The organism is Kribbella italica (genome assembly GCF_014205135.1).
Taxonomy (GTDB): Bacteria; Actinomycetota; Actinomycetes; order Propionibacteriales; family Kribbellaceae; genus Kribbella; species Kribbella italica.
In genome coordinates this window covers 4,834,693-4,860,082 of record NZ_JACHMY010000001.1, presented here as the reverse complement: position 1 = coordinate 4,860,082, position 25,390 = coordinate 4,834,693, and the positions used below count along the sequence as shown (strand labels likewise).

At 68.3% G+C, this 25,390-nt stretch carries 23 protein-coding genes, 1 pseudogene and 1 riboswitch; of the genes and pseudogenes, 13 read left to right on the top strand and 11 right to left on the bottom strand.

Annotated elements, in window-relative coordinates; all coding sequences use genetic code 11:
- Positions 1-18 precede the first annotated feature (18 nt).
- Positions 19-435: a nitroreductase family deazaflavin-dependent oxidoreductase gene (locus HDA39_RS22595; protein ID WP_184798122.1), complete on the top strand. Its 417-nt coding sequence runs from the start codon at positions 19-21 to the stop codon at positions 433-435.
- On the opposite strand, the gene HDA39_RS22590 is transcribed toward HDA39_RS22595, so the two are convergent.
- Complete coding sequence (locus tag HDA39_RS22590) at positions 416-1,567, bottom strand: epoxide hydrolase family protein (protein ID WP_184798120.1); 1,152 nt, start codon at positions 1,565-1,567, stop codon at positions 416-418. The genes HDA39_RS22595 and HDA39_RS22590 overlap by 20 nt on opposite strands.
- 63 nt (positions 1,568-1,630) lie before the next feature.
- Between HDA39_RS22590 and HDA39_RS22585 the strand changes: the two genes are divergently transcribed.
- Together HDA39_RS22585 and HDA39_RS22580 are read left to right on the top strand one after the other, a co-directional pair.
- Positions 1,631-2,557 (top strand): helix-turn-helix transcriptional regulator, encoded by a 927-nt coding sequence (locus tag HDA39_RS22585; protein WP_184798118.1) that lies wholly within the window; start codon positions 1,631-1,633, stop codon positions 2,555-2,557.
- A 10-nt stretch (positions 2,558-2,567) separates the two neighbouring features.
- The gene (locus HDA39_RS22580) at positions 2,568-3,371 is read left to right on the top strand and encodes an alpha/beta fold hydrolase (RefSeq protein ID WP_184798116.1); all 804 of its coding nucleotides are present in this window, start codon (positions 2,568-2,570) and stop codon (positions 3,369-3,371) included.
- Between the two features lie 103 nt (positions 3,372-3,474).
- Here HDA39_RS22580 and HDA39_RS42475 read toward each other — a convergent pair.
- A pseudogene (locus HDA39_RS42475) lies at positions 3,475-3,597 on the bottom strand (hypothetical protein); the annotation flags it as partial.
- A 589-nt stretch (positions 3,598-4,186) separates the two neighbouring features.
- Here HDA39_RS42475 and HDA39_RS22565 point away from each other — a divergent pair.
- The gene (locus tag HDA39_RS22565) at positions 4,187-5,536 is read left to right on the top strand and encodes a S1C family serine protease (RefSeq protein WP_184798112.1); all 1,350 of its coding nucleotides are present in this window, start codon (positions 4,187-4,189) and stop codon (positions 5,534-5,536) included.
- Positions 5,537-5,593: 57 nt separating this feature from the next.
- Here the strand turns inward: HDA39_RS22565 and HDA39_RS22560 are convergent, their stop codons facing one another.
- Together HDA39_RS22560 and HDA39_RS22555 are read right to left on the bottom strand one after the other, a co-directional pair.
- The gene (locus tag HDA39_RS22560) at positions 5,594-6,457 is read right to left on the bottom strand and encodes an NAD(P)H-binding protein (protein WP_184798110.1); all 864 of its coding nucleotides are present in this window, start codon (positions 6,455-6,457) and stop codon (positions 5,594-5,596) included.
- 111 nt (positions 6,458-6,568) lie between these two features.
- On the bottom strand, positions 6,569-6,952 hold the full coding sequence (locus tag HDA39_RS22555; protein ID WP_337925850.1) for a cupin domain-containing protein: 384 nt from the start codon (positions 6,950-6,952) through the stop codon (positions 6,569-6,571).
- A 145-nt stretch (positions 6,953-7,097) separates the two neighbouring features.
- Between HDA39_RS22555 and HDA39_RS22550 the strand changes: the two genes are divergently transcribed.
- From HDA39_RS22550 to HDA39_RS22535, 4 genes are all read left to right on the top strand, one after another.
- Positions 7,098-8,522: an MFS transporter gene (locus tag HDA39_RS22550; RefSeq protein ID WP_202893096.1), complete on the top strand. Its 1,425-nt coding sequence runs from the start codon at positions 7,098-7,100 to the stop codon at positions 8,520-8,522.
- Positions 8,519-9,073: a TetR/AcrR family transcriptional regulator gene (locus tag HDA39_RS22545; protein WP_184798107.1), complete on the top strand. Its 555-nt coding sequence runs from the start codon at positions 8,519-8,521 to the stop codon at positions 9,071-9,073. Before HDA39_RS22550 ends, HDA39_RS22545 begins: the two co-directional genes overlap by 4 nt.
- 50 nt (positions 9,074-9,123) lie before the next feature.
- Positions 9,124-9,200: riboswitch (S-adenosyl-L-homocysteine riboswitch) on the top strand.
- 17 nt (positions 9,201-9,217) lie between these two features.
- A complete protein-coding gene (gene metH / locus HDA39_RS22540) occupies positions 9,218-12,820 on the top strand; it encodes a methionine synthase (protein ID WP_184798105.1) in 3,603 nt (1,200 codons plus the stop codon).
- Between the two features lie 17 nt (positions 12,821-12,837).
- The gene (locus HDA39_RS22535) at positions 12,838-13,329 is read left to right on the top strand and encodes a GNAT family N-acetyltransferase (RefSeq protein WP_184798103.1); all 492 of its coding nucleotides are present in this window, start codon (positions 12,838-12,840) and stop codon (positions 13,327-13,329) included.
- Here HDA39_RS22535 and HDA39_RS22530 read toward each other — a convergent pair.
- From HDA39_RS22530 to HDA39_RS22520, 3 genes are all read right to left on the bottom strand, one after another.
- On the bottom strand, positions 13,320-15,551 hold the full coding sequence (locus HDA39_RS22530) for a UvrD-helicase domain-containing protein (RefSeq protein WP_184798101.1): 2,232 nt from the start codon (positions 15,549-15,551) through the stop codon (positions 13,320-13,322). The two genes, HDA39_RS22535 and HDA39_RS22530, sit on opposite strands and share 10 nt — an antisense overlap.
- Before the next feature lie 26 nt (positions 15,552-15,577).
- Complete coding sequence (locus tag HDA39_RS22525; protein WP_184798100.1) at positions 15,578-16,420, bottom strand: hypothetical protein; 843 nt, start codon at positions 16,418-16,420, stop codon at positions 15,578-15,580.
- 199 nt (positions 16,421-16,619) lie between these two features.
- On the bottom strand, positions 16,620-17,849 hold the full coding sequence (locus HDA39_RS22520) for an MFS transporter (RefSeq protein ID WP_184798098.1): 1,230 nt from the start codon (positions 17,847-17,849) through the stop codon (positions 16,620-16,622).
- A 141-nt stretch (positions 17,850-17,990) separates the two neighbouring features.
- Here HDA39_RS22520 and HDA39_RS22515 point away from each other — a divergent pair, with 141 nt between their 5' ends.
- Positions 17,991-18,830 carry an HAD family acid phosphatase gene (locus tag HDA39_RS22515; RefSeq protein ID WP_184798096.1) on the top strand — a complete coding sequence of 280 codons (840 nt, stop codon included), beginning with the start codon at positions 17,991-17,993 and terminating at the stop codon, positions 18,828-18,830.
- Here HDA39_RS22515 and HDA39_RS22510 read toward each other — a convergent pair.
- Positions 18,796-19,485 (bottom strand): TetR/AcrR family transcriptional regulator, encoded by a 690-nt coding sequence (locus HDA39_RS22510; protein ID WP_184798094.1) that lies wholly within the window; start codon positions 19,483-19,485, stop codon positions 18,796-18,798. The genes HDA39_RS22515 and HDA39_RS22510 overlap by 35 nt on opposite strands.
- A 94-nt stretch (positions 19,486-19,579) precedes the next feature.
- On the opposite strand from HDA39_RS22510, the gene HDA39_RS22505 reads away from it, so the two are divergent.
- On the top strand, positions 19,580-20,503 hold the full coding sequence (locus HDA39_RS22505) for an SDR family oxidoreductase (RefSeq protein ID WP_184798092.1): 924 nt from the start codon (positions 19,580-19,582) through the stop codon (positions 20,501-20,503).
- 9 nt (positions 20,504-20,512) lie between these two features.
- Complete coding sequence (locus tag HDA39_RS22500) at positions 20,513-21,277, top strand: class I SAM-dependent methyltransferase (protein ID WP_184798090.1); 765 nt, start codon at positions 20,513-20,515, stop codon at positions 21,275-21,277.
- Here HDA39_RS22500 and HDA39_RS22495 read toward each other — a convergent pair.
- On the bottom strand, positions 21,267-21,797 hold the full coding sequence (locus tag HDA39_RS22495) for a GNAT family N-acetyltransferase (protein WP_184798088.1): 531 nt from the start codon (positions 21,795-21,797) through the stop codon (positions 21,267-21,269). The two genes, HDA39_RS22500 and HDA39_RS22495, sit on opposite strands and share 11 nt — an antisense overlap.
- A 74-nt stretch (positions 21,798-21,871) precedes the next feature.
- Here HDA39_RS22495 and HDA39_RS22490 point away from each other — a divergent pair, with 74 nt between their 5' ends.
- Positions 21,872-22,165, top strand: coding sequence for a YciI family protein (locus HDA39_RS22490; protein ID WP_184798086.1), 294 nt, complete (start codon positions 21,872-21,874; stop codon positions 22,163-22,165).
- Here HDA39_RS22490 and HDA39_RS22485 read toward each other — a convergent pair.
- Entirely contained in the window at positions 22,152-22,685 is a 534-nt protein-coding gene (locus HDA39_RS22485; RefSeq protein ID WP_184798084.1) for a dihydrofolate reductase family protein, read from the bottom strand. The genes HDA39_RS22490 and HDA39_RS22485 overlap by 14 nt on opposite strands.
- A gap of 63 nt (positions 22,686-22,748) precedes the next feature.
- A complete protein-coding gene (locus HDA39_RS22480; protein ID WP_184798081.1) occupies positions 22,749-24,176 on the bottom strand; it encodes a polysaccharide lyase 6 family protein in 1,428 nt (475 codons plus the stop codon).
- 246 nt (positions 24,177-24,422) lie between these two features.
- Here HDA39_RS22480 and HDA39_RS22475 point away from each other — a divergent pair, with 246 nt between their 5' ends.
- On the top strand, positions 24,423-25,250 hold the full coding sequence (locus HDA39_RS22475; RefSeq protein WP_184798079.1) for an SAM-dependent methyltransferase: 828 nt from the start codon (positions 24,423-24,425) through the stop codon (positions 25,248-25,250).
- The last annotated feature ends 140 nt before the right edge of the window (positions 25,251-25,390 follow it).

Genomic DNA, 25,390 nt, shown 5'->3' with positions numbered 1-25,390 from the left:
CGTAAGCAAGGAGATGGCATGGCTGAGCAGCTGTACGGCGCCGATCACGTGAAGGCGTACGAGGACACCGACGGTGCGACCGGCTACGACTGGGGCGACCACGGCGCGACGATCCTGGTCCTGACCACGATCGGCGCCAAGTCCGGCGAGGAGCGCAAGAACGCGCTGATCTACCGCCAGGTCGACGAGGGCTACGCGATCGTGGCGTCCAAGGGCGGCGCGCCCGTGCACCCGGGCTGGTTCCACAACCTGGAGGCGAACCCGGACGTGAAGGCGCAGATCAAGGGCGACCGGTTCGCCGCGCGCGCCCGGGTCGCGAACCCGGACGAGCGGGCGAAGATCTGGCCGCAGATGGTCGAGGTCTGGCCGGACTACGACACCTACACGACCAAGACCGACCGCGAGATCCCGGTCGTCATCCTCGAACGGTCCTGAAGAACGCCCGGACGTCGGCGAGCAGGAGCTCCGGCTCCTCCAGGGCGGCGAAGTGGCCGCCCTGGTCGACGTCGGTCCAGCGCACGATGGTGTTCTCCTCCTCGGCGTACCGGCGGATGCCGACGTCGTGGGCGAAGACGATCGCCGCGGTCGGGACGCCGGAGTTGCCCAGCTTGGCGCCCCAGGCGCCGCCCTGCGCGTACCCGACGTACGCCGAACTGCCGGCCGAGCCGGTCAGCCAGTAGATCATCACGTTCGTGAGCAGGGTGTCGCGGCCGATGATCTCGTCCGGCAGCGTCGCCCGCGGGTGAGTCCACTCGCGGAACTTGTCCATGATCCAGGCCAGCTGCCCGACCGGTGAGTCGACCAGCCCGTACGCCAGTGCCTGCGGCCGGGTCGACTGGATCGCGATGTAGCCGAACTCCTCCTGCATGAACGCGCCGACCCGCGCGACCCGGTCCTGCTCCAGCGGCGTCAGCGTCGCGAGTTCCTCGTCGGGCAGCGGGTACGGCGGAATCGCGGGCCCGCCGTTCACGTGCACGCCGACGACACGTTCTCTGTCGGCCCGCGCGACCTCCGGCGACACCGAGCCGCCGATGTCGCCGCCCTGGACGCCGTACCGCTCGTAGCCGAGCCGGCTCATCAGCTCGGCCCAGGCCCGGCCGATCCGCTCGGTCGTCCATCCCTCGCTCGCGACCGGCGTCGAGAACCCGAAGCCGGGCAGCGACGGGATCACCACGTGGAAGGCGTCGCTCGCCTCGCCGCCGTGCGCGACCGGGTCCGTCAGCGGCCCGATCAGGTCGACGAACTCGATGAACGAACCAGGCCAGCCGTGCGTGAGCAGCAGCGGCAACGCGTCCGCCTCGGCCGACCGGACGTGCAGGAAGTGGATCTGCTGCCCGTCGATCTCGGTCGTGTACTGCGGGAACTGGTTGAGCTGCTGCTCGACCTTGCGCCAGTCGTACTCGGTGCGCCAGTAGTCGACCAGGTCGCTCAGCCAGCTGACCGGGACGCCGGTGTCCCAGCCGTCGCCCGGCAGCTTGGCCGGGAGCCGAGCGTCGGTGAGCCGGCGCTGCAGGTCGTCGAGCGTGGTCTGCGGGATGTCGATGCGGAACGGAGTGATCGTGGTCATGTCTTCGACTGTTTCATCTGGTTAGGACAGCTTCAGTCCTAGCTTGGTGGCAGAGTTGCGGACATGTTGGAAACCTCGGCGCGGCTGCTCAAGCTGCTCTCCCTGCTGCAGACTCCGCGCGACTGGTCGGGCACGACGCTGGCCGAAGAGCTGGGCGTTGGGGTGCGGACGGTCCGGCGGGACGTCGACAAGCTGCGCAACCTCGGCTACCCGGTCGAGGCTGTGCCGGGTGTTGCGGGCTACCGACTGGGCGCCGGGGCGTCGCTGCCGCCGTTGCTGCTGGACGACGAGGAGGCCGTCGCCGTCGCGATCGGGCTGCGCGGCTCGGCGGCCGGGGGAGTGGCCGGGCTGGAGGAGTCGTCGGTGCGCGCGCTGACCAAGCTGGAGCAGGTGCTGCCGTCGCGGCTGCGACATCGGGTTCGCCTGCTGCAGTCGGTCGCCGTACCGGCTGCTCAGGGGGCTGTGGTCGACCCGGAGGTGTTGCTGGCCGTCGCAGCGGTCTGCCGGGACCATCAGCGGCTGCGGTTCGACTACTCCTCCCACGACGGTACGGCGAGTGTGCGAACGACGGAGCCGCATCGGCTCGTCCACACCGGGCGGCGCTGGTACCTGACGGCGTGGGACCTGGATCGGGAGGACTGGCGGACGTATCGGCTCGACCGGATGGTGTTGAGGATTCCGGTCGGCCCGCGGTTCACGCCGCGTGCGCTGCCTTCGGAGGTTTTCGAGGGCATCGCCTCTGGTGGTTACAAGTACCAGGCGGTCTTCCGCGTCCACGCTTCCGCTTTTGCGGTCGGCGACCGCCTGTCGTCGACGGTGGCCGCGGTGGAGGCCGTCGACGAGTCGACCTGCCTGGTGCGGACCGGCTCGAACTCCTTGGACGAGCTCGTGCTCTACATGGGCCTGTTGGGGTTCGCTTTCGAGGTCGTCTCGCCACCCGAAGTCGCCGAGCATGCCCGCACAGTAGCGGCGCGGCTCGCCGGGGCTTAAGGTCCCGCTCATGGAAGACCAGTACGCCGAGACGGTGCTCGGGCGGATCCGGCTTCGGGTCGGGGGCGACGGGCCGGCGATGGTGTGCTGGCCGAGTCTGCTGATGGACGGGACGCTGTGGGACGCGCAGGCGGCGTACTTCGCGGACCGGTTCCGCGTCGTCCTGGTGGACCCGCCGGGGCACGGTGGGAGCAGCCCGCTGACCCGGCCGTTCGAGTTCGTGGAGTGCGCGCGGGTCGTCGTACAGATTCTCGATGCCCTCGGCATCGACCGGGCGCACCTGGTCGGCAACTCGTGGGGCGGGATGATCGGTGGGACCTTCGCCGCGCTGCATCCTGACCGGATCGATCGCGCGGTGCTGATGAACGCGACGGCTTCGCCGGCAGGGCTGCGGCAGAGGATCGAGTATCCGGCGCTGGTCGTTGCCGCGCGACTGCTGGGTGGGATGCGTGGGCCGTTGGTGGGGCCGGTGCGGGATGCGTTCCTCGGGCCGACCAGCAAGCGGGACCGGCCGTCGGTCGTTGCCTATGTCAACGATATGGCGTCGCGGGCGGACGTCGAGTCGGTGCGGCACGCGGTCACGAGTGTGGTCCCGCGCCGGCCCGACCAGCGGCAGCTGTTCGCGTCGATCAAGGCCCCGGTGCTGGTCGTGGCCGGACGCGAGGACGCGACGTTCCCGGTCGCGGAGACGCAGGCGATGGCCGACGCGATCCCGGGCGCTGCTTTCGCCGTACTGGAGAGGACTGCGCATCTCGCCGCGCTGGAGAACCCGACCGAGGTGAACGCCTTGCTGGAAGACTTCCTGGTTCAGTAGTCGGTCGACGTGCTGACGTGGGCCCACTGCTCGGCCTCGTCGCCACGCTGTTCGCGTACCCGGCGTTGTTCGCCACCACGTCGAGCCCGCCGAACGCGGTCAACGCCACCTGAACAGCGTCCCGCGCCGCCGCCGCGTCGGTCACGTCGAGCGCCACCGCCCGCACGCGATCGCCGTACCTGGTCACCAAGTCCTCGAGCTGCTCCGGCGTGCGAGCCGTCGTCACCACCCGATCCCCGGCCTCGAGCGCCGCCTCTGCCAGTTACGGCGATGATCTACGCCTACTTCGGGAACAAGGACGGGCTCTTCGACGCGGTGTTCACGGCGTACGTCGAGCACTACCTGGCGGAGGTCGGGTCCGTCGTCCCGTGGTGCGTTGACTGACGCGTTGCTTCACGACTGCCGCGTAGTTCGATGACTGACGCGGTGTACCGCGCCAGTGGCGAAATTCGGCTGCAGTCGTCCTGGGCGGCGGCAGTGAGCGCGGTGGTGAGTGGTTGCGCGGGGTGGTCGAGGCGACTTTGGGCACGGTTCAGCCGGATTCGTGGCGAAACGGCGGCTGAGGGGTGTTCAAGTGCGAACTCGCGGGTGGGGTGGGGACGTGCTCGGGCTTGGGTGGGGCGGTGTGACGGCAGGGGTTGTGGTGGTGGTCGGGCTCAGTCGGCGGTCGTGCGACTGTGGAAGTAGTTGCCTTAGGCGTGTGTTCTGCGGCACACCGGATTCTCAGGTGATTCCTCTGTTGGTCCGATGGGGTTCTCAGGTGCGCGAGGTCTACTCGATCTCAGGAAGGAACAGCCTGAGGAGGCGCAGGGACGATGGACCAGCAGGGGCAACAGAATCAGCAGCAGCCGGGGTATCCGCCGCACGGCTACGTGTCGTACGGGTACCCGCAGCCGGGGCCGTGGCAGCCGCCGTACCAGCCGCAGCCGCCGAAGCGGCGCCGCCGGGTGCCGGCGCTGATCGGCGCGTTCGGTCTGGCCGCCGCGCTCGTGGCCGGGTCGGTGGCGTGGGGCATCGACCAGCACGCGACGAACTCCTCGCAGTTGGCCCAGGTGCTCAGCCCGTCCGACGTCGCCGCGAAGGTGTCGCCCGGACTGGTGAACATCAACACCGTGCTCGGGTACGAGGGAGGGCGCGCCGCCGGCACCGGGATCGTGCTGACGCCGGACGGTGAGGTGCTCACCAACCACCACGTGATCGAGGGCGCGACGCAGATCAGCGTGGTGAACGTCGGTAATGGGAAGACCTACCAGGCCAGCGTTGTCGGGTACGACGACAACCACGACATCGCCGTACTGAAGCTCAAGGACGCTTCCGGGCTGGAGACGGCCAAGATCGGCGACTCCTCGACGGTGAAGGTCGGGGACGACGTGGTCGGCATCGGCAACGCCGGTGGCAAGGGCGGTACGCCGAGCTACGCGCCCGGCGAGGTGACCGCGCTGAACCAGGCGATCACCGCGACCGACGAGTCCGGGCAGGACCCGGAGAACCTGACCGGCCTGATCGCGACCGACGCGAACATCCAGGCCGGTGACTCCGGCGGCCCGCTGGCGAACTCGGCCGGTGAGGTGATCGGCGTCGACACCGCCGGCTCGGGCGGCAACCAGCAGAGCCCCGGCCAGACGGCGTTCGATCCTGGCAACCCCGCCTTCGGCAACGGCAACGGGTTCGGCGACGGCGGCTTCGGCGACGGCCAGCAAGGCGATGGTCAGCAGGGTCAGGAGCAGCCGGGCCAGGGCCAGGAGCAGCCGGGCCAAGGCCAGGGCGATGGCCCGGGCGACCAGGGCAACGGCGCCGGCCAGACCCAGGGCTTCGCGATCCCGATCAACCAGGCGATGGCGATCGCCGACCAGATCGAGGCCGGTCAGTCCTCGGCGGACGTCCACATCGGCGACTCCCCGATGCTCGGCGTCACCGTCCTGACCAACGGCGCCCAGGGCGCGGTCGTCAACGACGTGGTTGCCGACGGCAAGGCGTCCGAGGCGGGCCTGTCGGCCGGCGACGTGATCACCGCGCTCGGCGGTACGACGGTCGACTCGCCCGAGGCGTTGGCCACGGTGCTCAACCAGCACCAGCCGGGCGACAAGGTTTCCGTCACCTGGACCGACCAGACCGGTCAGAAGCACACCGCCGATATCGAACTGACCACAGGACCGGTCCGCTGACGCCTCCCCACACAGCGGACCGAACAAACCGGGCCCGGCTCGGCGCCTCCCTCCCCCTCAGGCGCCCCCGGGCCCGGCTGCTGTCTGCGCGAACCCTTCACGCCACGAGGGGTACGCCGGAGTCCACCCCAAGTCCTTGCGGGCAAGGGAGTTGTCGGCCCCACGGGCCCAGCCGGTCCGGTTGCCGTCGACCACCTCGGGCACCGGAGCGCCGACCGCTCGCGCGAACGCGGGCGCCCATTCGCTGGCAGGAGCCGGTACGTCGTCGACGACGTTGACCACGCCGGTCGGCCACTCCAATGCCTCGACTGCGGCGTCGGCGGCGTCCTCTACGTGCAGGAAGCTGCTGATATCGGCGTTGGCGACCAGCTTCTCGGTCATCAACCCACCAGGTGAGTACCAAGTCCCGGGGCCGTACAAGGTGCCGTACCGAAGCACCACCCACTCGGGGAGCTTCGCCGCGAGCTCCTCCATCGTCCTCACCGCGTCGACCGTGCCTCGCCGGGTCTCCGACTCCGCGGCCCGATCGAGCGGTGTCGCTTCCGAAGCGGGCGAGTCGCCAGGTTCGTAGACCCACGCGATGCTCTGCACCACCATCCGCCGAGCTCCCGCGGCCAGCGCCGCGTCGACGAGGTTCCGCGTCCCGGCCTTCCGGATCCGCGCGTTCGCCGCGAAGTCCAGCCCGCTCAGGTCGGTGAGCTGATGCATCACGACCTCGGGCGCAGCCGCGGCGACCGCCGTACGCAGTCCGTCCGCGTCGAACACGTTTCCGACGACGGCGTCCACGCCCTGGGTCCGCAACGACACAGCGTCCGCCGTACGACGAGTCAGCGCGGTCACCTCGTGCCCGCCCGCGACCAGCCGCGGGAGCAGCAACCGCCCGACGACGCCGGTCGCACCGGCCAGGAAGATCCGGCTCACCGCGCGCCCCGCCGCGCCGCGAGTTCCTGCTCGCTCACCGCGCCCCGCCGATCCCGCCGGGCCTCGAGTTCAACCCGCCGCCCCCTCGAACCGCCGACACCTCAACCTCGGTCACCGCGCGCCCCGCCGGTCCCGCCGTGCCTCGAGCTCTTCCTCGCTCACCAGCGTCAGCATCGGCTCGCCCGGTACGCCGACCATCACCACCACGAACCGCGTCCACCGGTCCGCGAGGTGGTTGGCCGCCTGGTAGTGGATGACGTCGCCGCCCGGCTCCCAGAACGCTTCGCCGGCGGTGATCACCCGCGGGTCCTCACCCTCCAGCTCGAAGAGCAGCTCGCCCTCCAGCAGGTAGCCGAAGACCGGGCCGCTGTGCCGGTGTGGCGGCGTGCCCGGGCCACCGGGCGGGACCTCGATCGTCGCCGTCATCACCTCCGCGTCCGGCGGCAGTGACGGGGGAGTGATGTGCATCAGGCTGGTCAGTCGGGTCTCGGTCACCTCATCACACTAAGTTCCGGTCGGCCCAGAGACACGGGCCATTTCGAGCGTGCTTCGGTGGGCCAACCGGCCGCCAGACGGATTCGGCTCGCGCCGGGGTGAACAATTGTTTACCCTGGACCTCTGCCCCCAGTGAGGAATCCGAGTGACCGTCCGGCCCGCCGCCCATCCCCGCCTGATCCTGTCCGCGCTCGCGTCGTGCGGTGTGCTCGTCTCGGTGATGCAGACCATCGTCGTACCGCTGCTGCCCGCGCTGCCCGGCCTGACGCACAGCAAGCCCGCTGATGTCAGTTGGCTGGTGACGGTCGCGTTGCTGACCGGTGCCGTGTTCACGCCGCTGCTCGGGCGGGCCGGCGACATGTACGGCAAGCGCCGGGTGCTGCTGATCGCCCTGGTCTCGATGGTCGCCGGGTCATTGCTTTGTGCAACGAGTTCGCTGTTGCCGGTGCTGGTGGCCGGGCGCGCGTTCCAGGGCGCCGCGGTGGCGGTCGTGCCGCTGGGCATCAGCATCCTGCGGGACGAGCTGCCGGCCGAGCGGGTGATCCCGTCGATCGCGATCATGAGCTCGACCCTCGGGGTCGGCGCCGCGTTCGGGATCCCGGCCGCGACGCTGGTGGTCGAGTACGCCAACTGGCACACGATGTTCTGGATCTGCGCCGGTCTCGGCCTGCTCGACATCGCCGTCGTGCTGCTGATCGTGCCCGAGTCGAAGCTGCGGACCAGCGGGCGGTTCGACGTACTGGGCGCTCTGGGGTTGAGCGGGTTCCTGGTCTGCCTGCTGCTCGCGGTGTCGAAGGGCAGCGCGTGGGGGTGGGGGTCGGCCGCCACTGTCGGGACGTTCGCCGGAGCGGCTCTGATCGTTCCGCTGTGGGTGGTGTTCGAGCTTCGGACGAAGAGTCCGCTGGTCGATCTCCGCGTGTCCGCGCGTCCCGCGGTCCTGTTCACCAACCTGGCGGCGCTACTGATCGGCTTCGCCTTCTACGCCAACTCGTTGTCCACCGCGCAGCTCGTCCAGGAGCCCGTCTCGACCGGCTACGGGCTCGGTGCGTCGATCGTGGTCAGCGGTTTGTGCCTGCTGCCCGGTGGGGTCGCGATGGTTCTGCTGTCGCCGGTGTCGGCGCGGATCTCGGCCGCCCGCGGGCCGCGCTTCACGCTCGCCTTCGCGTCGGGGCTGATGGCTCTCGGGTACGTCGTACGCCTGTTCACCAGCGAGAACCTGTTCGCGATCGTTGCCGGAGCGACCGTGGTGTCGGCCGGGACCGCGGTCGCGTATTCGGCGTTGCCCGCTCTGATCATGCATGCTGTGCCGGTGACCGAAACGGCCGCGGCGAACGGCCTCAACACGTTGATGCGCACGATCGGCCAGGCAGTCTGCAGCGCGATCGTGGCGACGGTGCTGACCGCGGTGGTGGCCACGAACGCCGGCCACATCGCCCCGAAGCTCGGCGCGTACCTAATCGTCTTCGCGATCGCCGGCACGGCAGCCGCCGTCGCCCTGGGTCTCACGCTGCTGATCCCACATCGTCGTACTGCGGTTCCGGTACTTGCCGAAGCAGGTCGTACGTCGTGACCGACGCCGGTCGCCAGGCCATCCTCCGGGCCGCCTGGCGGGCGTTTGCCCGGCAGCCGTACGCCGCTGTCACGCTGCGGGGGATCGCTGCCGACGCCGGGGTGAGCGCGTCGCTGATCGTCAAGCACTTCGGGGGCAAGGACCAGCTGTTCGACGTGGTCGCCGACTTCAGTGACGCGGGTGAGCTGCTGGTGGCGGCCCCGAACGAGTCGCTCGGGCGGCACGCCGTACTGACCCTGATCCGCTGGCGTCGCCAGAACGACAGCGATCTCCTGGTCCGGGTCGTCTTCGCGGCCGGTGACGGTGACGAGCGGGCCCGGATGCGCGACCAGTTCCGCGAGCAGGTCGTCCGGGCGTTCGCCGATCGCCTCGACGGTGACGACAGCGAGCTGCGGGCCGAGCTGATCGTCGCCCACCTGCTCGGGCTCGGCGCGATGCTCGCCCTGCAGAAGACCGGGCCGGCCGCGACCGCCGATCCGGAGCTGGTCGCCGACCTCTACGGGCCCGCGCTGCAGCACCTGATCGACCAGAATGGACACCAGTCTCATTAACTGGACATTTGGTGCTGATTTGAGCGCGGTCGGCCAGTACGATCGTTGCTTGGGCCGAGAGGCGCTGCAACGGGCCGGAGGCCCGCCACGCTCGTCCTGATCACTACTGCAAGGGCGCCTCCGGGAATCTTCTGGAGGCAAAGGGTGACCACAAGCTCGTTGCGAGACCTGCTCGACCAGCGCATCGCCGTGCTGGACGGCGCGTGGGGCACGATGCTGCAGGGCGCGAAGCTGACCCCCGAGGACTACAAGGGCGACCGGTTCGCCGACCACACCCACGACGTGACCGGTGACCCGGACCTGCTGAACATCATGCGGCCCGACGTCATCCTCGACGTGCACCGGCAGTACCTGAACGCCGGCGCCGACATCACCACCACCAACACCTTCACCGCGACCAGCATCGGCCAGGCCGACTACGGCCTGGAGTCCCTGGTCCGCGACATGAACCTGGAAGGCGCCCGGCTGGCCCGCCAGGCCGCCGACGAGGCGGGCGGCAAGTTCGTGGCCGGCTCGATCGGCCCGCTGAACGTCACGCTCTCGCTGTCGCCGCGGGTCGAGGACCCGTCGTACCGGGCCGTGACGTTCGAGCAGGTCAAGGACGCGTACGCCGAACAGATCGCCGCGCTGCGCGACGGCGGCGTCGACCTGCTGCTGATCGAGACGATCTTCGACACCCTGAACTGCAAGGCCGCGATCGCGGCCGCCCGCGAGGTCGCCCCCGAGCTGCCGCTGTGGATCTCGGTGACGATCGTCGACCTGAGCGGGCGGACGCTGTCCGGCCAGACCGTCGAGGCGTTCTGGAGCTCGATCGAGCACGCCAAGCCGCTGGTCGTCGGTGTCAACTGCTCGCTCGGCGCGCACGAGATGCGCCCGCACGTCGCCGACCTGGCCCGGTTCGCCGACACCTACGTCGCCTCGCACCCGAACGCCGGCCTGCCGAACGCCTTCGGCGGGTACGACGAGACGCCGGAGGAGACCGCCGGGATGATCGGCGAGTTCGCCGGCTCCGGCCTGGTCAACATCGTCGGCGGCTGCTGCGGTACGACGCCCGCGCACATCGCCAAGATCGCCGAGGCGGTCAAGGGCCAGCCGCCGCGCCCGCTGGCGCCGGCCGAGACGCGGACCCGGTTCAGCGGCCTGGAGCCGTTCAAGATCAGCGCCGACACCGGCTTCGTGATGATCGGCGAGCGGACCAACGTGACCGGCTCGGCGAAGTTCCGCCGGCTGATCGAGTCCGACAACCACCAGGCCGCGGTCGACGTGGCGCTGGAGCAGGTCCGCGGTGGCGCGAACCTGCTGGACGTGAACATGGACGCCGACCTGCTCGACAGCGAGCAGGCGATGACCACGTTCCTGAACCTGATCGCGACCGAGCCCGAGGTGGCCCGGATCCCGATCATGATCGACAGCTCGAAGTGGACCGTGCTCGAGGCCGGCCTGAAGTGCGTGCAGGGCAAGGGCGTGGTCAACTCGATCAGCCTGAAGGAGGGCGAGGAGGAGTTCCTCGACCGGGCCCGCCGGATCATGGACTTCGGCGCCGGCGCGGTGGTGATGGCCTTCGACGAGCAGGGCCAGGCCGACACCGTCGAGCGCAAGGTCGCGATCTGCGGCCGGGCGTACGACCTGCTGACCGGGATCGGCTTCCCCGCCGAGGACATCATCTTCGACCCGAACGTGCTGGCCGTCGCGACCGGCATGTCCGAGCACAACGGCTACGCGCTGAACTTCATCGACGCGCTGCCGCTGATCAAGGAACGCTGTCCGGGCGTCCACATCAGCGGCGGGATCTCGAACCTGTCGTTCTCGTTCCGCGGCAACGACATCGTGCGCGAGGCGATGCACTCGTCGTTCCTGTACCACGCGGGCAAGGTCGGCCTGGACATGGGCATCGTGAACGCCGGCCAGTTGGCGGTCTACGAGGACATCCCGAAGGACCTGCTGGAGCTGGTCGAGGACGTCATCTTCAACCGCCGCGACGACGCCACCGACCGCCTGGTCAGCTTCGCCGAGGGTGTGAAGGGCAAGGGCACCAAGCGCGAGGTCGACCTGACCTGGCGCGAGGGCACCGTCCAGGAGCGGCTGTCGCACGCGCTCGTGCACGGCATCGTCGACTTCATCGAGGACGACACCGAGGAGGCCCGGGTGCAGTACCCGCGGCCGCTGCAGGTGATCGAGGGCCCGCTGATGGACGGGATGAAGATCGTCGGCGACCTGTTCGGGGCCGGCAAGATGTTCCTGCCGCAGGTGGTGAAGAGCGCCCGGGTGATGAAGCGCTCGGTCGCCTACCTCGAGCCGTACATGGAGGCCGAGAAGGAGCTGGCCCGCCAGGAGGGCCGGGCCGAGGACGTCCGCGACCAGGGCAAGGTCGTGCTGGCCACGGTCAAGGGCGACGTGCACGACATCGGCAAGAACATCGTCGGCGTGGTGCTCGGCTGCAACAACTACGAGGTGATCGACCTCGGCGTGATGGTGCCGGCCGCCAAGATCCTCGACACCGCGATCGCCGAGGGCGCCGACGCGGTCGGCCTGTCCGGGCTGATCACGCCGTCGCTGGACGAGATGGTCTCGGTCGCCGAGGAGATGCAGCGCCGCGGGCTGAAGCTGCCGCTGCTGGTCGGTGGCGCGACGACGTCCAAGCAGCACACCGCCGTCCGGATCGCACCGGCGTACGACCAGACGACCGTGCACGTGCTGGACGCGTCGCGGGTGGTCGGGGTGGTCTCCGACCTGCTCGACACGGACCGTTCCGCGGCCCTTGCCATCAGCAACCGTGAGGACCAGGACCGGCTGCGCGAGCAGCACGCGAACAAGCAGCGCGCACCGTTGCTGACCGTCGAGCAGGCCCGCGCCAACGCCGAACCGGTCGAGTACGGCGAACTGCCGGTGCCCTCGTTCACCGGGCTGCGGGTCGAGACGCCGAGCCTGGAAACCCTGCGGGAGATGATCGACTGGCAGTTCCTGTTCCTGGCCTGGGAGCTGAAGGGCAAGTACCCGGCGATCCTGGAGAACGAGGTCGCGCGCGAGCTGTTCGACGACGCGAACACGATGCTCGACCAGATCATCGCGGACCGGTCGTTCACCGCGAAGGGCGCGTACGGGTTCTGGCCCGCGCACCGCGAGGGCGACGACATCGTGCTGGACGACCGCGGCATCTCGTTCCCGATGCTGCGCCAGCAGACCGAGAAGCCGGCCGGCCGGCACAACCGCTGCCTGGCCGACTACATCGCGCCCGCCGGTGACCACCTCGGCGGCTTCGGCGTCGCGATCCACGGTGCCGAGGAGCTGGCGGCGACGTACGAGGCGAACAACGACGACTACCGGGCGATCATGGTCAAGGCGCTGGCCGACCGGCTGGCCGAGGCGTTCGCCGAGTGGATCCACCTGGAGGCCCGCAAGGCCTGGTTCGAGCCGGACGTCGAGCCGGTGCTGTCGGACCTGCACGCCGAGCGGTTCCGCGGGATCCGGCCGGCGCTGGGGTACCCGGCGAGCCCGGACCACAGTGAGAAGAAGGAACTGTTCGAGCTGATCGAGGCCGACCGGCTGGGCCTCGGCCTGACCGAGTCGTACGCGATGACGCCGGCGGCCGCGGTCTCCGGGCTGATCTTCGCCAGCGAGTCCGCGCGGTACTTCAGCATCGGCCGGCTCGGCCGCGACCAGGTCGAGGACTACGCCAAGCGCCGCGGCCTGGAGCTGGACGAGATGGAGCGCTGGCTCCGGCCGAACCTGGCGTACGACCCGCAGTAAGTGGCACGGTGGGGCGCATGCGAGTGCGCCCCGCCATCCCTGCCGACGCCGACGCCGTGGCCGCGATCTGGCACACCGGCTGGCACGACGGCCACGACGGCAACGTCCCGGAGGAACTGACGGCTGTCCGCACGAAGGACACCTTCTGGACCAGAGCGGCAGAGAGAACTTCAGAAACCACGGTTGCCACCGTTGACCAAGTAGTCGCCGGGTTTGTGATCGTCTCCGGTGACGAGGTCGAGCAGGTCTATGTCTCTTCCAACCACCGCGGCTCCGGCATCGCCGGACTGTTGCTGACCGAGGGCGAGCGGCAAGTAGCTCAGGCAGGCCACCCCGCCGCCTGGTTGGCAGTTGCCACCGGCAACAGTCGCGCCCGCCGCTTCTACGAACGCTCCGGCTGGACCGACGACGGCCCCTTCGACTACCAGGCCGCCGTCGACGGCGGCACGATCCCCGTCCCGTGCCACCGCTACGTCAAGACGTTCGCGGTCCAGAACATTCAGACCTGAGACCCCTCGATATAGTCGAGCAGTTCCTGGTCTTTGGCCTTCGCCAGAACCTCGGGTACTCCGCCGTGATCGTCATTGACAAAGATGTGAACGTCGCGCGAAGCGCGCGTCACGGCAAGGTAGAGCAACGACAAGAACTGCCGGCGACGATAACTTTGGTTTGCCTGACCGTTGCCGATCTCCGGCAGACCGGCAACGAACACCGCATCGAACTGGAGACCGGCGAGATACTCCGCTGGGCCGATGACCAAGCCGCGGCGACGGTACTGCAGTACCTCGATGTCTTCCCTACTCTCGATGATCGTGACCTTTTTCGTGGCAGACTGCAATCCGTCCGCGACATTTTTGTAGGCCAGGAACTGGTCTGGGTGAACGATGGCAAGAGCTACCTGCCAGCGATTCGAGTCACCGTTCCGCAGTGCTCTGAGAGCTTGGTAGATCTCGACTATCTCCGCCTGCTGCGAACCGCTCCGGATGAGTTTCGGGAGAGCGCCGTGCTCGGCTGACGAGTTGACGTGGGTAAAGTCGACATCCCAGTTGCTGCCGAGGTCGAGGTTGGGGAATTCCCAATGCAGGTGTTTCACGAGATCGAGGATCTCGGGAGAGAAGCGATGCACGGTCGGGAGGTCCACAGAAGAAACGGTTCCGAACTCGTCGTCGGACTTTGACGGTGTAGAGCTTGGAGTGGCTCCGTTGAACTCGGTATACACCTCCCAAGGAGACTGGCGTGGATCCAAGGCCATAAGAATCCGCGGGTAGGCGGACGCCGAACGGGCCAGGTAACGCAGCAGCTGCCGTTCCTGGACGTTGAACAGGTGAAACTCATCGACAAAGATCAAGTCGTACCCTTGCTTTCCCCGGCGGACGTTCCACATGAATGTCTCTAGGTAATTGAGGAAGTCGTTGACGAGTTGGTCCGAGGTCAGGCGGCCTGACTCCAAGAGCTGAGTGATGTATGTTTCGTACAGGTGGTAGATGAGCTTCCGATCTATGTCGTTCTCCAGAGGTATCATCCAGGGATCTCGCGACAGCTTTAGATAACGCGCCTCAGAATTCATGCCTGGGAAGATTCCGTCCGCGCCCAGGACGCATCCGAACTCGATTAGGCAGTCCCATGCGAAGGCGCGAAGATCGGCCTCGTCGCTCGACAGGAGCCTCTCACGTAATCCTGGTCCGACATCGTCGCTGAAGGTTATCCAGTCGCCCCGTTTGAAGTTGTCGATGATCTCCTCGATCTCATCGAGCTGCGCCATCTTTCCGCTGTAGCTGTCCTCGCCGATGAGCGTCAGGCCGCTGTCCCACCGCTCGGCCGGTAGTAGGTCCTCGGCCACAGCGAGCAACGGCAGCACGGTGATTTCATCCAAGGGGCCCCACTCGCTCAGTCTTCTGATGTTGTCGTCGACCTCTGCGGCCAACGCCCAACTGTGTGTTACGAAGAGAACCTGGATTGACTCCCCTCGCTCCCGAGCCTCGACAACTTCCCGAATTGCCTTCAGGACGAGAGTCAGCGTCTTTCCGCTGCCGGCGGGGCCCCTGAGACGGATGGAGTGATTGGGAGGCTGATGGATGAAGGTGTGCTGCTGTCCAGTGATTCTCGTCATCCACCCGCTGTATGACAGATCCTGAACGACGTCGGAGAATGCGGAACTTGTCAGATCCATCTCGGCAACGTCCTGCACGGTGGGTTTTGCGCTGGCTCGAGCTGTCTTCATCATGTCCACGGCCGTAGCCCAGTTCTGTTCCACCGACATCTGTAGTCCAGGAACGGGAGCGAAGTCCTCGAGAGTGACCTTCTTGGAGCTGCTTGTGAGCAACCACATGTACACATCAGGGTCGAGTCCTGTCGGTACCTGAGCGATCCAGCGTGGCGCGTCGATGATCAAATCGCGGCGACAGGCAAAGAATGCAATGAAGTCGTTGTGTTTGTACTGGCTCCATTGGCTGGGGAGAAGGAGGGGGGTGTGCTGACTGCGCTCCACGAATGCGATGACCCTCTCGAGCACCTGCTGCTCATGAGTCGGTGAAACCCCAGCAGCATGGAAGGTCTCAGGGAGATCGCCGGCGAACACGACGCGACGAGATTCCAGAGTGTCCTGGTGGTGAATCAAGTAGGTCACCCCGGAGATCTTGGTGGTCACGATCTCGGGGTGATTGTCGAGGATCTGAGTTCCCGCTTCTGAGATCTGCAGGCCGCAGATCTGGAAGGTCCTGAGAGAGTTCATTGTGAATACGATTGTCATGCCCGTGCCTAACTCGCGTCAGTGTTACCGATCAGAAGAGAGCCGCACTCGTCGCGAGATGCCTCGTACTCCTCGGGGAGACCGATGGCGCTGAACACGTTGCCGAGCCGCTGTGTAAGGGCGTAGATGTACGGTGGCGACAGTCGGGCCCACCGTTCGTGCGTAATCTCGTAGGACATTTGGGATGCCTTGATGGCGACGCGCTCGTCACGGATCTCTCTGATGATCCTCAGATAGGCGATGTACCCGGTATCAGATCCGTCGCTGGTCTGATGGCGGAGAAAGAGAGCGTCGCCGGGGAGGTCTCGCAGATGTGCGGCGATGTCGTTCGAGAGTCGAGTCCGCAGCTTCGCGGACTCTCCGCGGCCCAAGGCGTGCTCCGACTCGCAGATGCGTGCCACTTGATCATCGAAGGACTGATCGGCCGAGGCAGTCAGTCGTTTGGCCTGATCAGCCAAGGCGACGAAGCTTTCGACCTGTTCGTCCGGAATTGCAAGCCGCCGGCAGATCGCAAGCGGCTCGGTGCTGAGAAGCCAGTGCTTCGCCCGTTTTGGGCTGATCGCCACGGCGTCCGGTCCGAGCAACGCGATCTGATTCTGGCGCATAATGGCTAGAAGCTTTTCGTAGATCGCAATCTCGATGCGACTTATCCGCTTCGGAAGGAAGCTTATCGCCAGATAGCTGCTAACCGGTATGAGTGGTACGCAACTCAGGCGGCCGGCGTGCTTGTCGCGCGCGATGTCGCAGTCGGCGGTGACGATCACCGCTACCTGGTCCCAGATGTCGTCGGTCCGTGACGTTCGACGGATGATGTCGCCTTGCCCCAGCGGGCTGGTGTCAACGATTGCCACACTTTCAGAAAAGCCCACAGATGTCCCTCCCCGGTATCACTTCACGGGGTCGTGGCATGCCGGTAAATCTGCTGGCCCCCCAGCCGGAACACGCCTGATATCCCGCCCCCTGCTGTTCATATCGAGTTTGCCTTTCGATCGTTACAGAGAATCACTGCTGGACCGAGTTCTTGCCCACACTTGGCGCGACCCGGTGTGATCAACGTGGGTGACGAGGTCGCGGCACCTCCAGCCGCCGAGTAGCCGGTACGACGATCAGCAGCGCCGCGCAGAACAGCCCGAGTGCCGTCGCGAACACCATCAACGGCACCTCGCCCGTGACTCCCGCCAGCGGCCCCGCGACGGTCCGCCCGAGGGCCATCGTGACGAGCGACCCGGCGACGTCGTACGCGTAGACGCGGTTGAGCAGCTCCGGCGGGACCTGGGTCTGTACGGTCGTCGACCAGAGCACCGACCAGAACGCGATGCCCGCGCCCGCGATCGACCAGCCGATCATCAGGACCGTCAGGTTCGGGTGCAGCGCCGGGACCAACGGGTAGATCGCGAACAGCGCCCAGCCGATCGAGCCGACCGCCAGGGGACGGCGCGGGCGGAAGCGGATCGCGATCGTGCCGCCGATCGCTCCACCGGCGCCGAACGCGGCCAGCCCGAGTCCGAGCGCGGTCGAGTCGAGGTGGCTGATCACCAGCTCGGCACCGATCGGCAACGAGGTGCCGACCACGAAGCAGCCGTACAGGCCGAAGATCGCGATCACCGACCAGAGCCAGGTGCGCGCCCGGAACGCCTGCCAGCCCTCGACCAGCTCGGTGACGAACGACGTGCCGCCCGTGCCTTTGGCCGTCTCCAGCTTCAGCCCGAGCAGGCACAAGCCGCTGATCGCGTACGTCGCCGCGTAGATCGCGAACACCACGGCCGGTCCCGACACACTCACCAGTACTCCGGCCAGCGCCGGCCCGAGCACCCCCGCCATCGACTCGGCGATCCGCAGTGTCCCGTTGGCCTTCTGGACGTCGTTCGCGACCTGCGGCACCAGGCTCGCCACACCCGGCTGGAACATCGCGGTCGCCGCACCGCTCAGGAACTGCAGCACCACGATCAGCACCAACGACGGCGTACCGACGGCGAAGGCGACCGCGGTCATCGCCTGCAGCGCGAACCGCGCGAAGTCGGCCAGCACCATCATCCGCCGGGCGGTGAACCGGTCGGCCAGCACGCCGCCGAACAACCTGCACAGCGCGACGGCCGCCAGCCAGGCCCCCAGCGCGTAGCCCACGCCCGTCGCGCCGTACCCCGCGGCCAGGACACCGACCGACAGCGCGACCGGGATCATCGCGTCCCCCAGCAAGGAGGTCGTCCGCGCCGCGAAGTACAACCGGAAGTTGGCCGGCCGCAAGGCCCGCGCCGGAGCGACCTCAGCAACGCGCGTCATCAGCCATCCTTAAGAAGACTCCTGTCGGAAGCTGAAATCTAAACCGCTTCCCGGTGAATCGATCCGGTGTCTCAGTGACTGGATGGCGCTTCCGGGGTTAGTTTGCATTGGTTAGCTATCTTTTTTCGGGAGAGGGTCATCATGTTCAAGCGTTCCTGGCGCCGGCCGATGCTGATCGGTGCCGCGACTGTTGCCATCGCGTCCATCGCCGGTGGGGTCGCCTACTCGGCCGGGGTCGCGGCGCAGCAGCCGGCGATCCAGACCTCGACGCCGCGCACCGAGCGGCAGGTCACCAACATCGACGTCCTGCGGCAGCAGTTGCGCAACTACTACGGCGACCCGCTCGGCAGTGGCACGTTCGCGGCGGACAGCAACTACGCCAAGGAGGCGCGGGGGGTCGCCTCCGACGGCAGGCGCTGGATCTCGTCGCGGCACCACGTCCGCGGGACGAAGGCGATCCTGCTCGACGTCGACGACACCGCGCTGGCCACCTGGAACTACGAGATCGCCAGCAACTGGGCGTTCAACCCGACCACCAACGGGCAGTTCGTGACCGACCAGAAGTTGCCCGCCGTCCCGGGCATGGTCGAGTTGGTGAGGACGGCCGAGCGGGAGGGGTACGCGGTCTTCTTCCTGACCGGCCGCGGCGCCGCGCAGGAGCAGGCGACGCTCGGCAACCTGACCGCGGACGGCGTCGGCATCGACGCGGGCTACCCGAAGCCGACCACGCTGCGCGGCGGCGAGGACGGGCTGTTCACCAAGCCGGCCGTCGCCGACTACCCGGCGTACCTGAAGAAGGCCTGCGCGGCCGATCCGAACGGTGCCTGCACGACGATCCACTACAAGTCGGCGACCCGTGCGCACATCGAGTCGCTCGGCTACAACATCGTCGCGAACTTCGGCGACCAGTTCAGTGACCTCAAGGGCGGGTACGCCGACCGCACCTTCAAGCTCCCGAACCCGAACTACTACTTGCCGTAGGCAACAGTCCGAACAGCAGGCCGTCCAGGGCGCTCCGCAGTGCGGGCTCGAACTCGACCCGCATGGCGGAGAGCTCCGGCGCGGCCGCGTACGCCGCCAGGATTGCCGCCGACGGCCGGGAGTGCGTCCAGATCGCCCCGGCCAGCAGGGCCGCGGCCGCGATGAAACGCGCGGCGCCCTGCTCGCCCAGTTCCGGTACGGCGGCCGCGATCATCGCGACCATCCGCTGGTAGTCCGCGACGGCCGACCGCTTGTAGTTCAGCGCGATCTCGGTCGAGATGTTGTGCTCGAGTACGGCGGCCTGCGCGCTGTTCAGCTCGCACAGCATCGGTCGCGCGGTCATCGTGTCCACCACCGCCGCGGCGAGTGCCTCCGCGCGCTCGGTCGCCGGAAGCCCCCGGTCGATCGCGCCCAGCGCGGCGTCCAGATCGTCCAGCCAGGCGGACGCCTCGCTGCTCATCAGCTCCAGCAGCACGGCTTCGCGCGACTCGAAGTAGTTCAGCACGTTCGACTTCGCCAGGCCGACGCGGCGGGCCAGCTCGTTCAGCGTGAGCTGGGCGACCGGCTGCTCGGCCAGCATCGCGGTCGCGGTCGTGAGGATCGCCCGGCGGCGTTCGGCCCGCTGCTCGTCGCTGCGGGCGCGCTGGAAAGTCATCCTCCCAGTCTACAGACCGCTGGTCTGTTGTCATCAGACCGATGGTCTGTTAACGTCGAAGACAACAGACCGGCAGTCTTTTAAGAAGCGCGACATGTACAACGTCCCCGATCAGACCGGCAAGTACGCCGTCGTCACCGGCGCCAACAGCGGGACCGGCAAGGAGACCACGCGCAGGCTGGCCGCGGCCGGCGCCCGCGTGGTGATGGCCGTGCGCACAGTCGCCAAGGGCGAGGCGGCGCGGGCCGAGATCCTGGCTCAGCACCCCGGCGCGCTGCTCGACGTTCGGCGGGTCGATCTGGCCGACCTCGAGTCCGTGCGGGAGTTCGCCGACGGGCTGATCGCGGACGGCGTACCGCTGGATCTGCTGGTCAACAACGCCGGCGTGATGGTGCCGCCGGAGCGGATGACCACGGCCGACGGGTTCGAGCTGCAGTTCGGCAGCAACTTCCTCGGCCCGTTCGCGCTGACCGTGCGGCTGCTGCCGTTGCTGCTGAAGGCTCCGGCGCCGCGGGTCGCGACGATGAGCAGCGGGGTCGCCACCCGCGGGAAGATCAACTTCGACGACCTGAACTGGGAACGGCGCTACCGCCCGGCGGCGGCGTACGCGCAGTCGAAGCTGGCCGACCTGATGATGGGCCGGCACCTCGCGACGATCGCCGCCGAGCGCGGCTGGCCGTTGCTGAGCACGATCGCCCACCCCGGCTACACCCGGACGAACCTGCAGACCGCCGGCCCGAGCCTTGGCCGGGAGAAGCCGTCGCCGGCGGCCCGGCTGCTCGTGCGGGTGCCGCTGCCCTCGCAGGGCGTCGAGCAGGGCGCGGAGCCGTTGCTGGTCGCGGCGGTCAGCGCGGAGGCCAAGCCCCGCGAGTACTACGGGCCGTCGGAGTGGTTCGGACTGGTCGGCCCGGCCAAGCTCGCCAAGACACCACGAAGCGCGCTCGACGACGAGGTCGCGGCCCGCCTGTGGACGACGGCTGAACAACTGACAGGGGTCAGACTGCCTGCTGTCGTTTAGCCTGCAGGGATGGAGCGATGGGCCAGCGGGGAGCAGTACGAGCCGTACGTCGGGCGCTGGAGCCGGCTGGTCGCGACGGAGTTCGTCGCCTGGCTCGACCAGCCGGACGGGCTCCGGTGGCTCGATGTCGGGTGCGGGACGGGTGCTCTGACGAGCACGATCGTCCGGGACGCCCAGCCCGCCTCGGTGCTGGGAGTCGATCGCTCGGAAGGCTTTCTGGAGTACGCGCGCAGGACCGTGCCGTCGGCGTCGTTCGAGGTGCGGGATGCCGCGGACCTTCCGGACGGCTCGTTCGAGGTCGTGGTCTCCGGGCTGGTGCTGAACTTCGTGCCGGATCGCGACGCGCTGCTGCGGCGGCTCGGTGAGCTCGGCGCCGTCGTCGCGGCGTACGTATGGGACTACGCCGAAGGCATGCAGCTGATGAAGTACTTCTGGGAGGTCGCGGGGGAGGTCGATCCTTCGGGGCGTGACCTGGACGAAGGGACGCGGTTCTCGTTCTGCACCGCGGCCGGGCTGGAGGAGCTGTTCTCGACCGCCGGGTTCGGGGAGATCGCGAGCCGCGGGATCGTCGTACCGACCGAGTTCGCGTCGTTCGACGACTACTGGACGCCGTTCCTCGGCGGGCAGGGCGCGGCGCCGGCGTACCTGAGCACGGTTGACGACGCGACCCGCGACCGGATCCGGGACGCCTTGCGGGAAAGGCTTCCGGTCGAGTCCGACGGCACGATCGCGTTGACGGCTCGGGCGTGGGCCGTGCGGGGGACTACGGTTTAGGCCAGTCCGGGTGCAGGCGGCCGAAGAGCAGGTCGTCGGTCCACTCGCCCTTCCACCAGCTCGCGGCGCGGCGCAGTCCTTCGCGCTCGAAGCCGAGTCGCTCCAGCAGTCGCGCCGAGGCGACGTTCCGGGCGTCGCACTCGGCTGAGACGCGATGCAGGTTCTTGGTGAGGAAGAGGTGGTCGAGCAACGCGCCGACCGCTTCGGCGGCGTACCCCTGACCTTGGTACGCCGGCGCGAGCGTGAAGCCGAGGTCGGCCTGCTGGAGGTTGTCGGCGAGGTTGAGCCCGATGTCGCCGATCAGTACGTCGTCCAGGTCGATCGCGTACTGGAACCAGCCGGCCTGCTCGGGATCGCCCTCGGCGAAGGACCGCACGGTCTCGGTCGCCTGCTCCAGCGAGTACGGCGCGTCCCACGACTGGTAGCGCGCGACCTCTGGCACGGACCGGTACGCCGCCAGCGCGGGCGCGTCGTCGGCGCGGAATCTCCGCAGTACCAACCGCTCGGTCGACAAGTTCATGGCCCGATGATGTCAAAATCCGCGGCTCGGCACCGTCTGGTTGGTGACACCACCTGACGATCGGAGCCGCGCCCATGAAGTACCTGGTGATCCTGCATGCCGCCGACCAGCTCCAGCCGTTCGACCACACGGCCTTCCGTCGTACCGCCCAGGACGCGGGCGAACTCGTCGACAGTCAACTCCTCGCCGACCCGTCCCTCGGCACCCGGTTCGGCACGTGTGGCGCTCCGATCCATGCCTACTACCTGATCGACGTCGACTCCTCGGCTCGCGCCGTCGAGCTCGCGCAGTTGCTGCCCGAGGCCACGCAGGACGGCGCCGGCGTCGATGTCCGCCCGGTGATGTTCTCGGCGGCTAGCGACTACTGACCTTGAACCAGAGGTTGTTCGCCTGCGGTACGGCGCTGTGGTGGATGCGTTCGAGTTGGACCGTCCGGCCGCGGAAGAGGGGAGTGCCGTCGCCGAGGAGGACCGGCACGACGATGGTGAGGATCTCGTCGAGGCGGCCGGCTTCGAGGACCTGGCGGGCGATGTCGGCGCCCATGATGTTGACGTACTTGTCGCCGGCGGCGGCCTCGGCGGCGTCGAGACCGGTGGCGACGTCGGGGACGAAGAACAGGTTGTCGCTGTCGCGGCCCGGGTGGTGCGTGACGACGTACTGCGGTCCGTCCCAGCCGCCGCCGAATGCCTTGCCGGCGCCCTCGTCGTCCTTGTGCGGATCGTCGCCGCCGTACGTCGTCGCGCCGACCAGCAGGGCGCCGATGTCGCCGAGCAGCTCACCGACCAGCGGGTTCGGGCCCAGGTGGTCGGTGAGCCAGGACATGTCGCCGCCGGGGCCGGCGATGTAGCCGTCGAGCGACATGGAGACGGAGTAGAGGGTCTTGGCCATGGGGTTCCTTCCGGGTTGCCGTTGTCTGTAGTTGAGACGAGACAACCCGGAAGAACTCATCGGTCAGGGCGCGGACGGGCCCACATCGGCCGGCGTGAGCGGACGGTTGAGCGGTACGGCGGTGCTGTACTCGTCGGCGCCGACGTCGGCCTTGCCGGAGCGCGGGTGACCATCGAGGTCGCGGTTCACCGACGGGTAGGAACGGCTGGCCGCGTTGATCGCCGGACTGCCCGCGGTCAGCCGCCGTACGCCGGAGGTCGTCAGCCGGGGATCGACCCGGCGATAGCCGCCCGACGGAATGTTGCCGTTGCCCGCCGCGCCCCAGAGCAGGTTGCCCGACCAGGTGATGCCCTGCTGGTACGGCATCGCGACGAGGTCCCCGGAGTCGCCCACCAGGAGGTTGTCCGAGATCGTGCAGCCCAGCGGCGGCAGGGTCCGCTGGCTCTCGCCGCTGATCGCCGAGCCGGACGACAGCACAGTGTTCAGCGCGATCGTCACCCGGTCCGGTGCGTCGTTGCCGCGGCGGCTCTCCGGCGAGTCCGAGGCCAGATGGTCGCGGACCGAGCCGCTGCCCAGCACGATCCCGGCGCCGGCCACCCGCTCGACGTAGTTGTTCACGATCAGGTGGTCGTTGCCGTAGACCCGGATACCGTTGCTTCCGGCAAGGATGAAGTTGCCTTCCACCCGGGTCCGATTGCCGTGCCGGAGCACGATCCCGCCGAGGCTGTTGCGAATGGTGTTGTCGCGGATCGTGTTCCCGCTGGACTTGACCGAGATCGCCTCCGGGTCGCCGTTCGCGCGCTCGAACAGGTTCTGCTCGATCAGCGCGCCCGCGTCGGCCAGCGACCGGCCGCTGAGGCCGAGCCGGATCGGCTCGCCGCCGTTGTCGCCGGTGAAGGTGTGGTCGGAGAAGTAGTTGCGCAGGATGTGCAGCCCGCGGGCCATCCCGTCACCGCCCGGGCCCTCGACGCCGACGAACACGCCGAGCGTCGCCTTGCCGTGGAAGTGGTTCCGGTCGAGCTTGGTGTGGTCGGCCTTGACGAGCAGCCAGTTCAGCCCGTCCGAGTCGGTCAGCCGGACGTCGTTGCGGGTGAGCCGCAGGTGGTGGCAGCTGAGCGGCAGCTCCAGCGTCGCGCGCTGCCTGAAGACGAACCCGTTCACGGTCACGTACGACGAGTCGGCGATGGTGAAGCCGCGCTGGCCGGTCAGCACCGCCTTGCCGCGGTGCTCGGCCGCGATGGTGATCGGCGCGTCCGCCGTACCGCGCCGGCCGTTGACGGCGAGCGGGCGATCGGCCGGTACGTCGTACGTGCCGTCGGCGAGCGTGATGAACGCGCCCGGGCCGGCAGAGGCGATCTGGCTGCGGAGCTCGTCGAGCGTGCGGGCCCGGGTCGCGCGGGCGCGGGTGGTGGTCGAGCTGTGGGCCGGGGTGGTGGTCAGGCCCGCGACGGCCAGCGCGGCGGTCGAGGTCAGGAAGGTACGGCGGTGCATGGGCGGTCCTCCGGTACGTCGGGGCGGTGCCGGAACCGTGTCCCACGGCGCCGGGTGGCGCTCAGTCTGAGGTCCCGGCGGACGCCTGGCAAGCGCTTGCCGTCGGAACGCCCAGCGATTTCTGTGCACCGGAACGATCACGTCTCGTAGTTCCGCAGGACAGGAGGATGAAGGCAACCGCCGACCTGCGATAGCCTCGCGACAATCCGGGTTTTCGGATCCTTCGGCGCGGTGGGGTGAACGCGAGTGGCGGCAGACGGCAGCGGGCGCTCCTTCCTGCCGGATGTGGACACCAGCCGCCCGAACGCGGCCCGCGTGTACGACCTGCTGCTCGGCGGCAAGAACAGCTTCGAGGTCGACCGGCAGCTGCACGCCGAGCTGCTCAAGGTCGCCCCCGAGATCCCGAACCTGGTCCGCGAGAACCGCCGCTGGCTGGCCCGGATGATCGAGACGATGGTCCGCGACGGCGGCGTCGACCAGTTCCTCGATCTCGGCTGCGGCCTGCCGACCACGGACAACACCCACGAGATCGTCCAGCGGCTGAACCCGCGCGCGACCGTGGTGTACGTCGACAACGACCCGACCGTCGCCATCCACGGCCTCGCCCTGCTGGCCGACGAGCGCACGGTCCACTTCGTCGACGCCGACCTGACCGACCCGGCCGCCGTACTGGCCGACCCGGTGGTCGCGAAGGTCCTCGACCTGAGCCGGCCGGTCGGCGTACTCCAGGGCCTGGTGCTGCACCACGTCCCCGGCCAGGAGCGCGCCCGGCACGCGGTCGACGGCTACCTGTCGGCGATGGCGCCGGGCTCCTACCTCGCGATGACCCATCCGATCAACCCCCGCGACGGCAGCCGGCTCGCGGAGTTCTCGGCGGCCGTCGAGGACGCGCTACGGCCGGCAGTCCAGCCGAGCGCCTTCCGCACGCCGGCCGAGGTCGCCGAGCTGCTCGAGGGCTTGGAGCTGCTGCCGCCGGGCCTGACCACGATCGCGGACTCCTGCCCAACCGGAGACCAGTCCGCCAAGCCCACAGGCGTCACCCGCCTGGTCATGGCAGTCCTCGCCCGCAAGTAACTGGTGCACCCCTTCAAATAGTCGCCCCGTCAGGCGCACATCACCAATCCCCCTCCGCCACCCCAGTCGCGGCTTTCCTTCCCTGGCACTCCCCACCTGCACCGTCGAGCGACGAACCGTTGACGAAAGCTGCACCACTT

Bases quoted from the DNA above. Each gene is read 5' to 3' on its own strand.
- HDA39_RS22580 (WP_184798116.1), top strand. From the start codon at position 2,568: ATGGAAGACCAGTACGCCGAGACGGTGCTCGGGCGGATCCGGCTTCGG.
- HDA39_RS22500 (WP_184798090.1), top strand. From the start codon at position 20,513: ATGGAGCGATGGGCCAGCGGGGAGCAGTACGAGCCGTACGTCGGGCGC.
- HDA39_RS22495 (WP_184798088.1), bottom strand. From the start codon at position 21,797: ATGAACTTGTCGACCGAGCGGTTGGTACTGCGGAGATTCCGCGCCGAC.
- HDA39_RS22535 (WP_184798103.1), top strand. From the start codon at position 12,838: ATGCGAGTGCGCCCCGCCATCCCTGCCGACGCCGACGCCGTGGCCGCG.
- HDA39_RS22585 (WP_184798118.1), top strand. From the start codon at position 1,631: ATGTTGGAAACCTCGGCGCGGCTGCTCAAGCTGCTCTCCCTGCTGCAG.
- HDA39_RS22530 (WP_184798101.1), bottom strand. From the start codon at position 15,551: ATGAACTCTCTCAGGACCTTCCAGATCTGCGGCCTGCAGATCTCAGAA.
- HDA39_RS22515 (WP_184798096.1), top strand. From the start codon at position 17,991: ATGTTCAAGCGTTCCTGGCGCCGGCCGATGCTGATCGGTGCCGCGACT.
- HDA39_RS22505 (WP_184798092.1), top strand. From the start codon at position 19,580: ATGTACAACGTCCCCGATCAGACCGGCAAGTACGCCGTCGTCACCGGC.
- HDA39_RS22485 (WP_184798084.1), bottom strand. From the start codon at position 22,685: ATGGCCAAGACCCTCTACTCCGTCTCCATGTCGCTCGACGGCTACATC.
- HDA39_RS22490 (WP_184798086.1), top strand. From the start codon at position 21,872: ATGAAGTACCTGGTGATCCTGCATGCCGCCGACCAGCTCCAGCCGTTC.
- HDA39_RS22595 (WP_184798122.1), top strand. From the start codon at position 19: ATGGCTGAGCAGCTGTACGGCGCCGATCACGTGAAGGCGTACGAGGAC.
- HDA39_RS22590 (WP_184798120.1), bottom strand. From the start codon at position 1,567: ATGACCACGATCACTCCGTTCCGCATCGACATCCCGCAGACCACGCTC.
- HDA39_RS22510 (WP_184798094.1), bottom strand. From the start codon at position 19,485: ATGACTTTCCAGCGCGCCCGCAGCGACGAGCAGCGGGCCGAACGCCGC.
- HDA39_RS22520 (WP_184798098.1), bottom strand. From the start codon at position 17,849: ATGACGCGCGTTGCTGAGGTCGCTCCGGCGCGGGCCTTGCGGCCGGCC.
- HDA39_RS22480 (WP_184798081.1), bottom strand. From the start codon at position 24,176: ATGCACCGCCGTACCTTCCTGACCTCGACCGCCGCGCTGGCCGTCGCG.
- HDA39_RS22565 (WP_184798112.1), top strand. From the start codon at position 4,187: ATGGACCAGCAGGGGCAACAGAATCAGCAGCAGCCGGGGTATCCGCCG.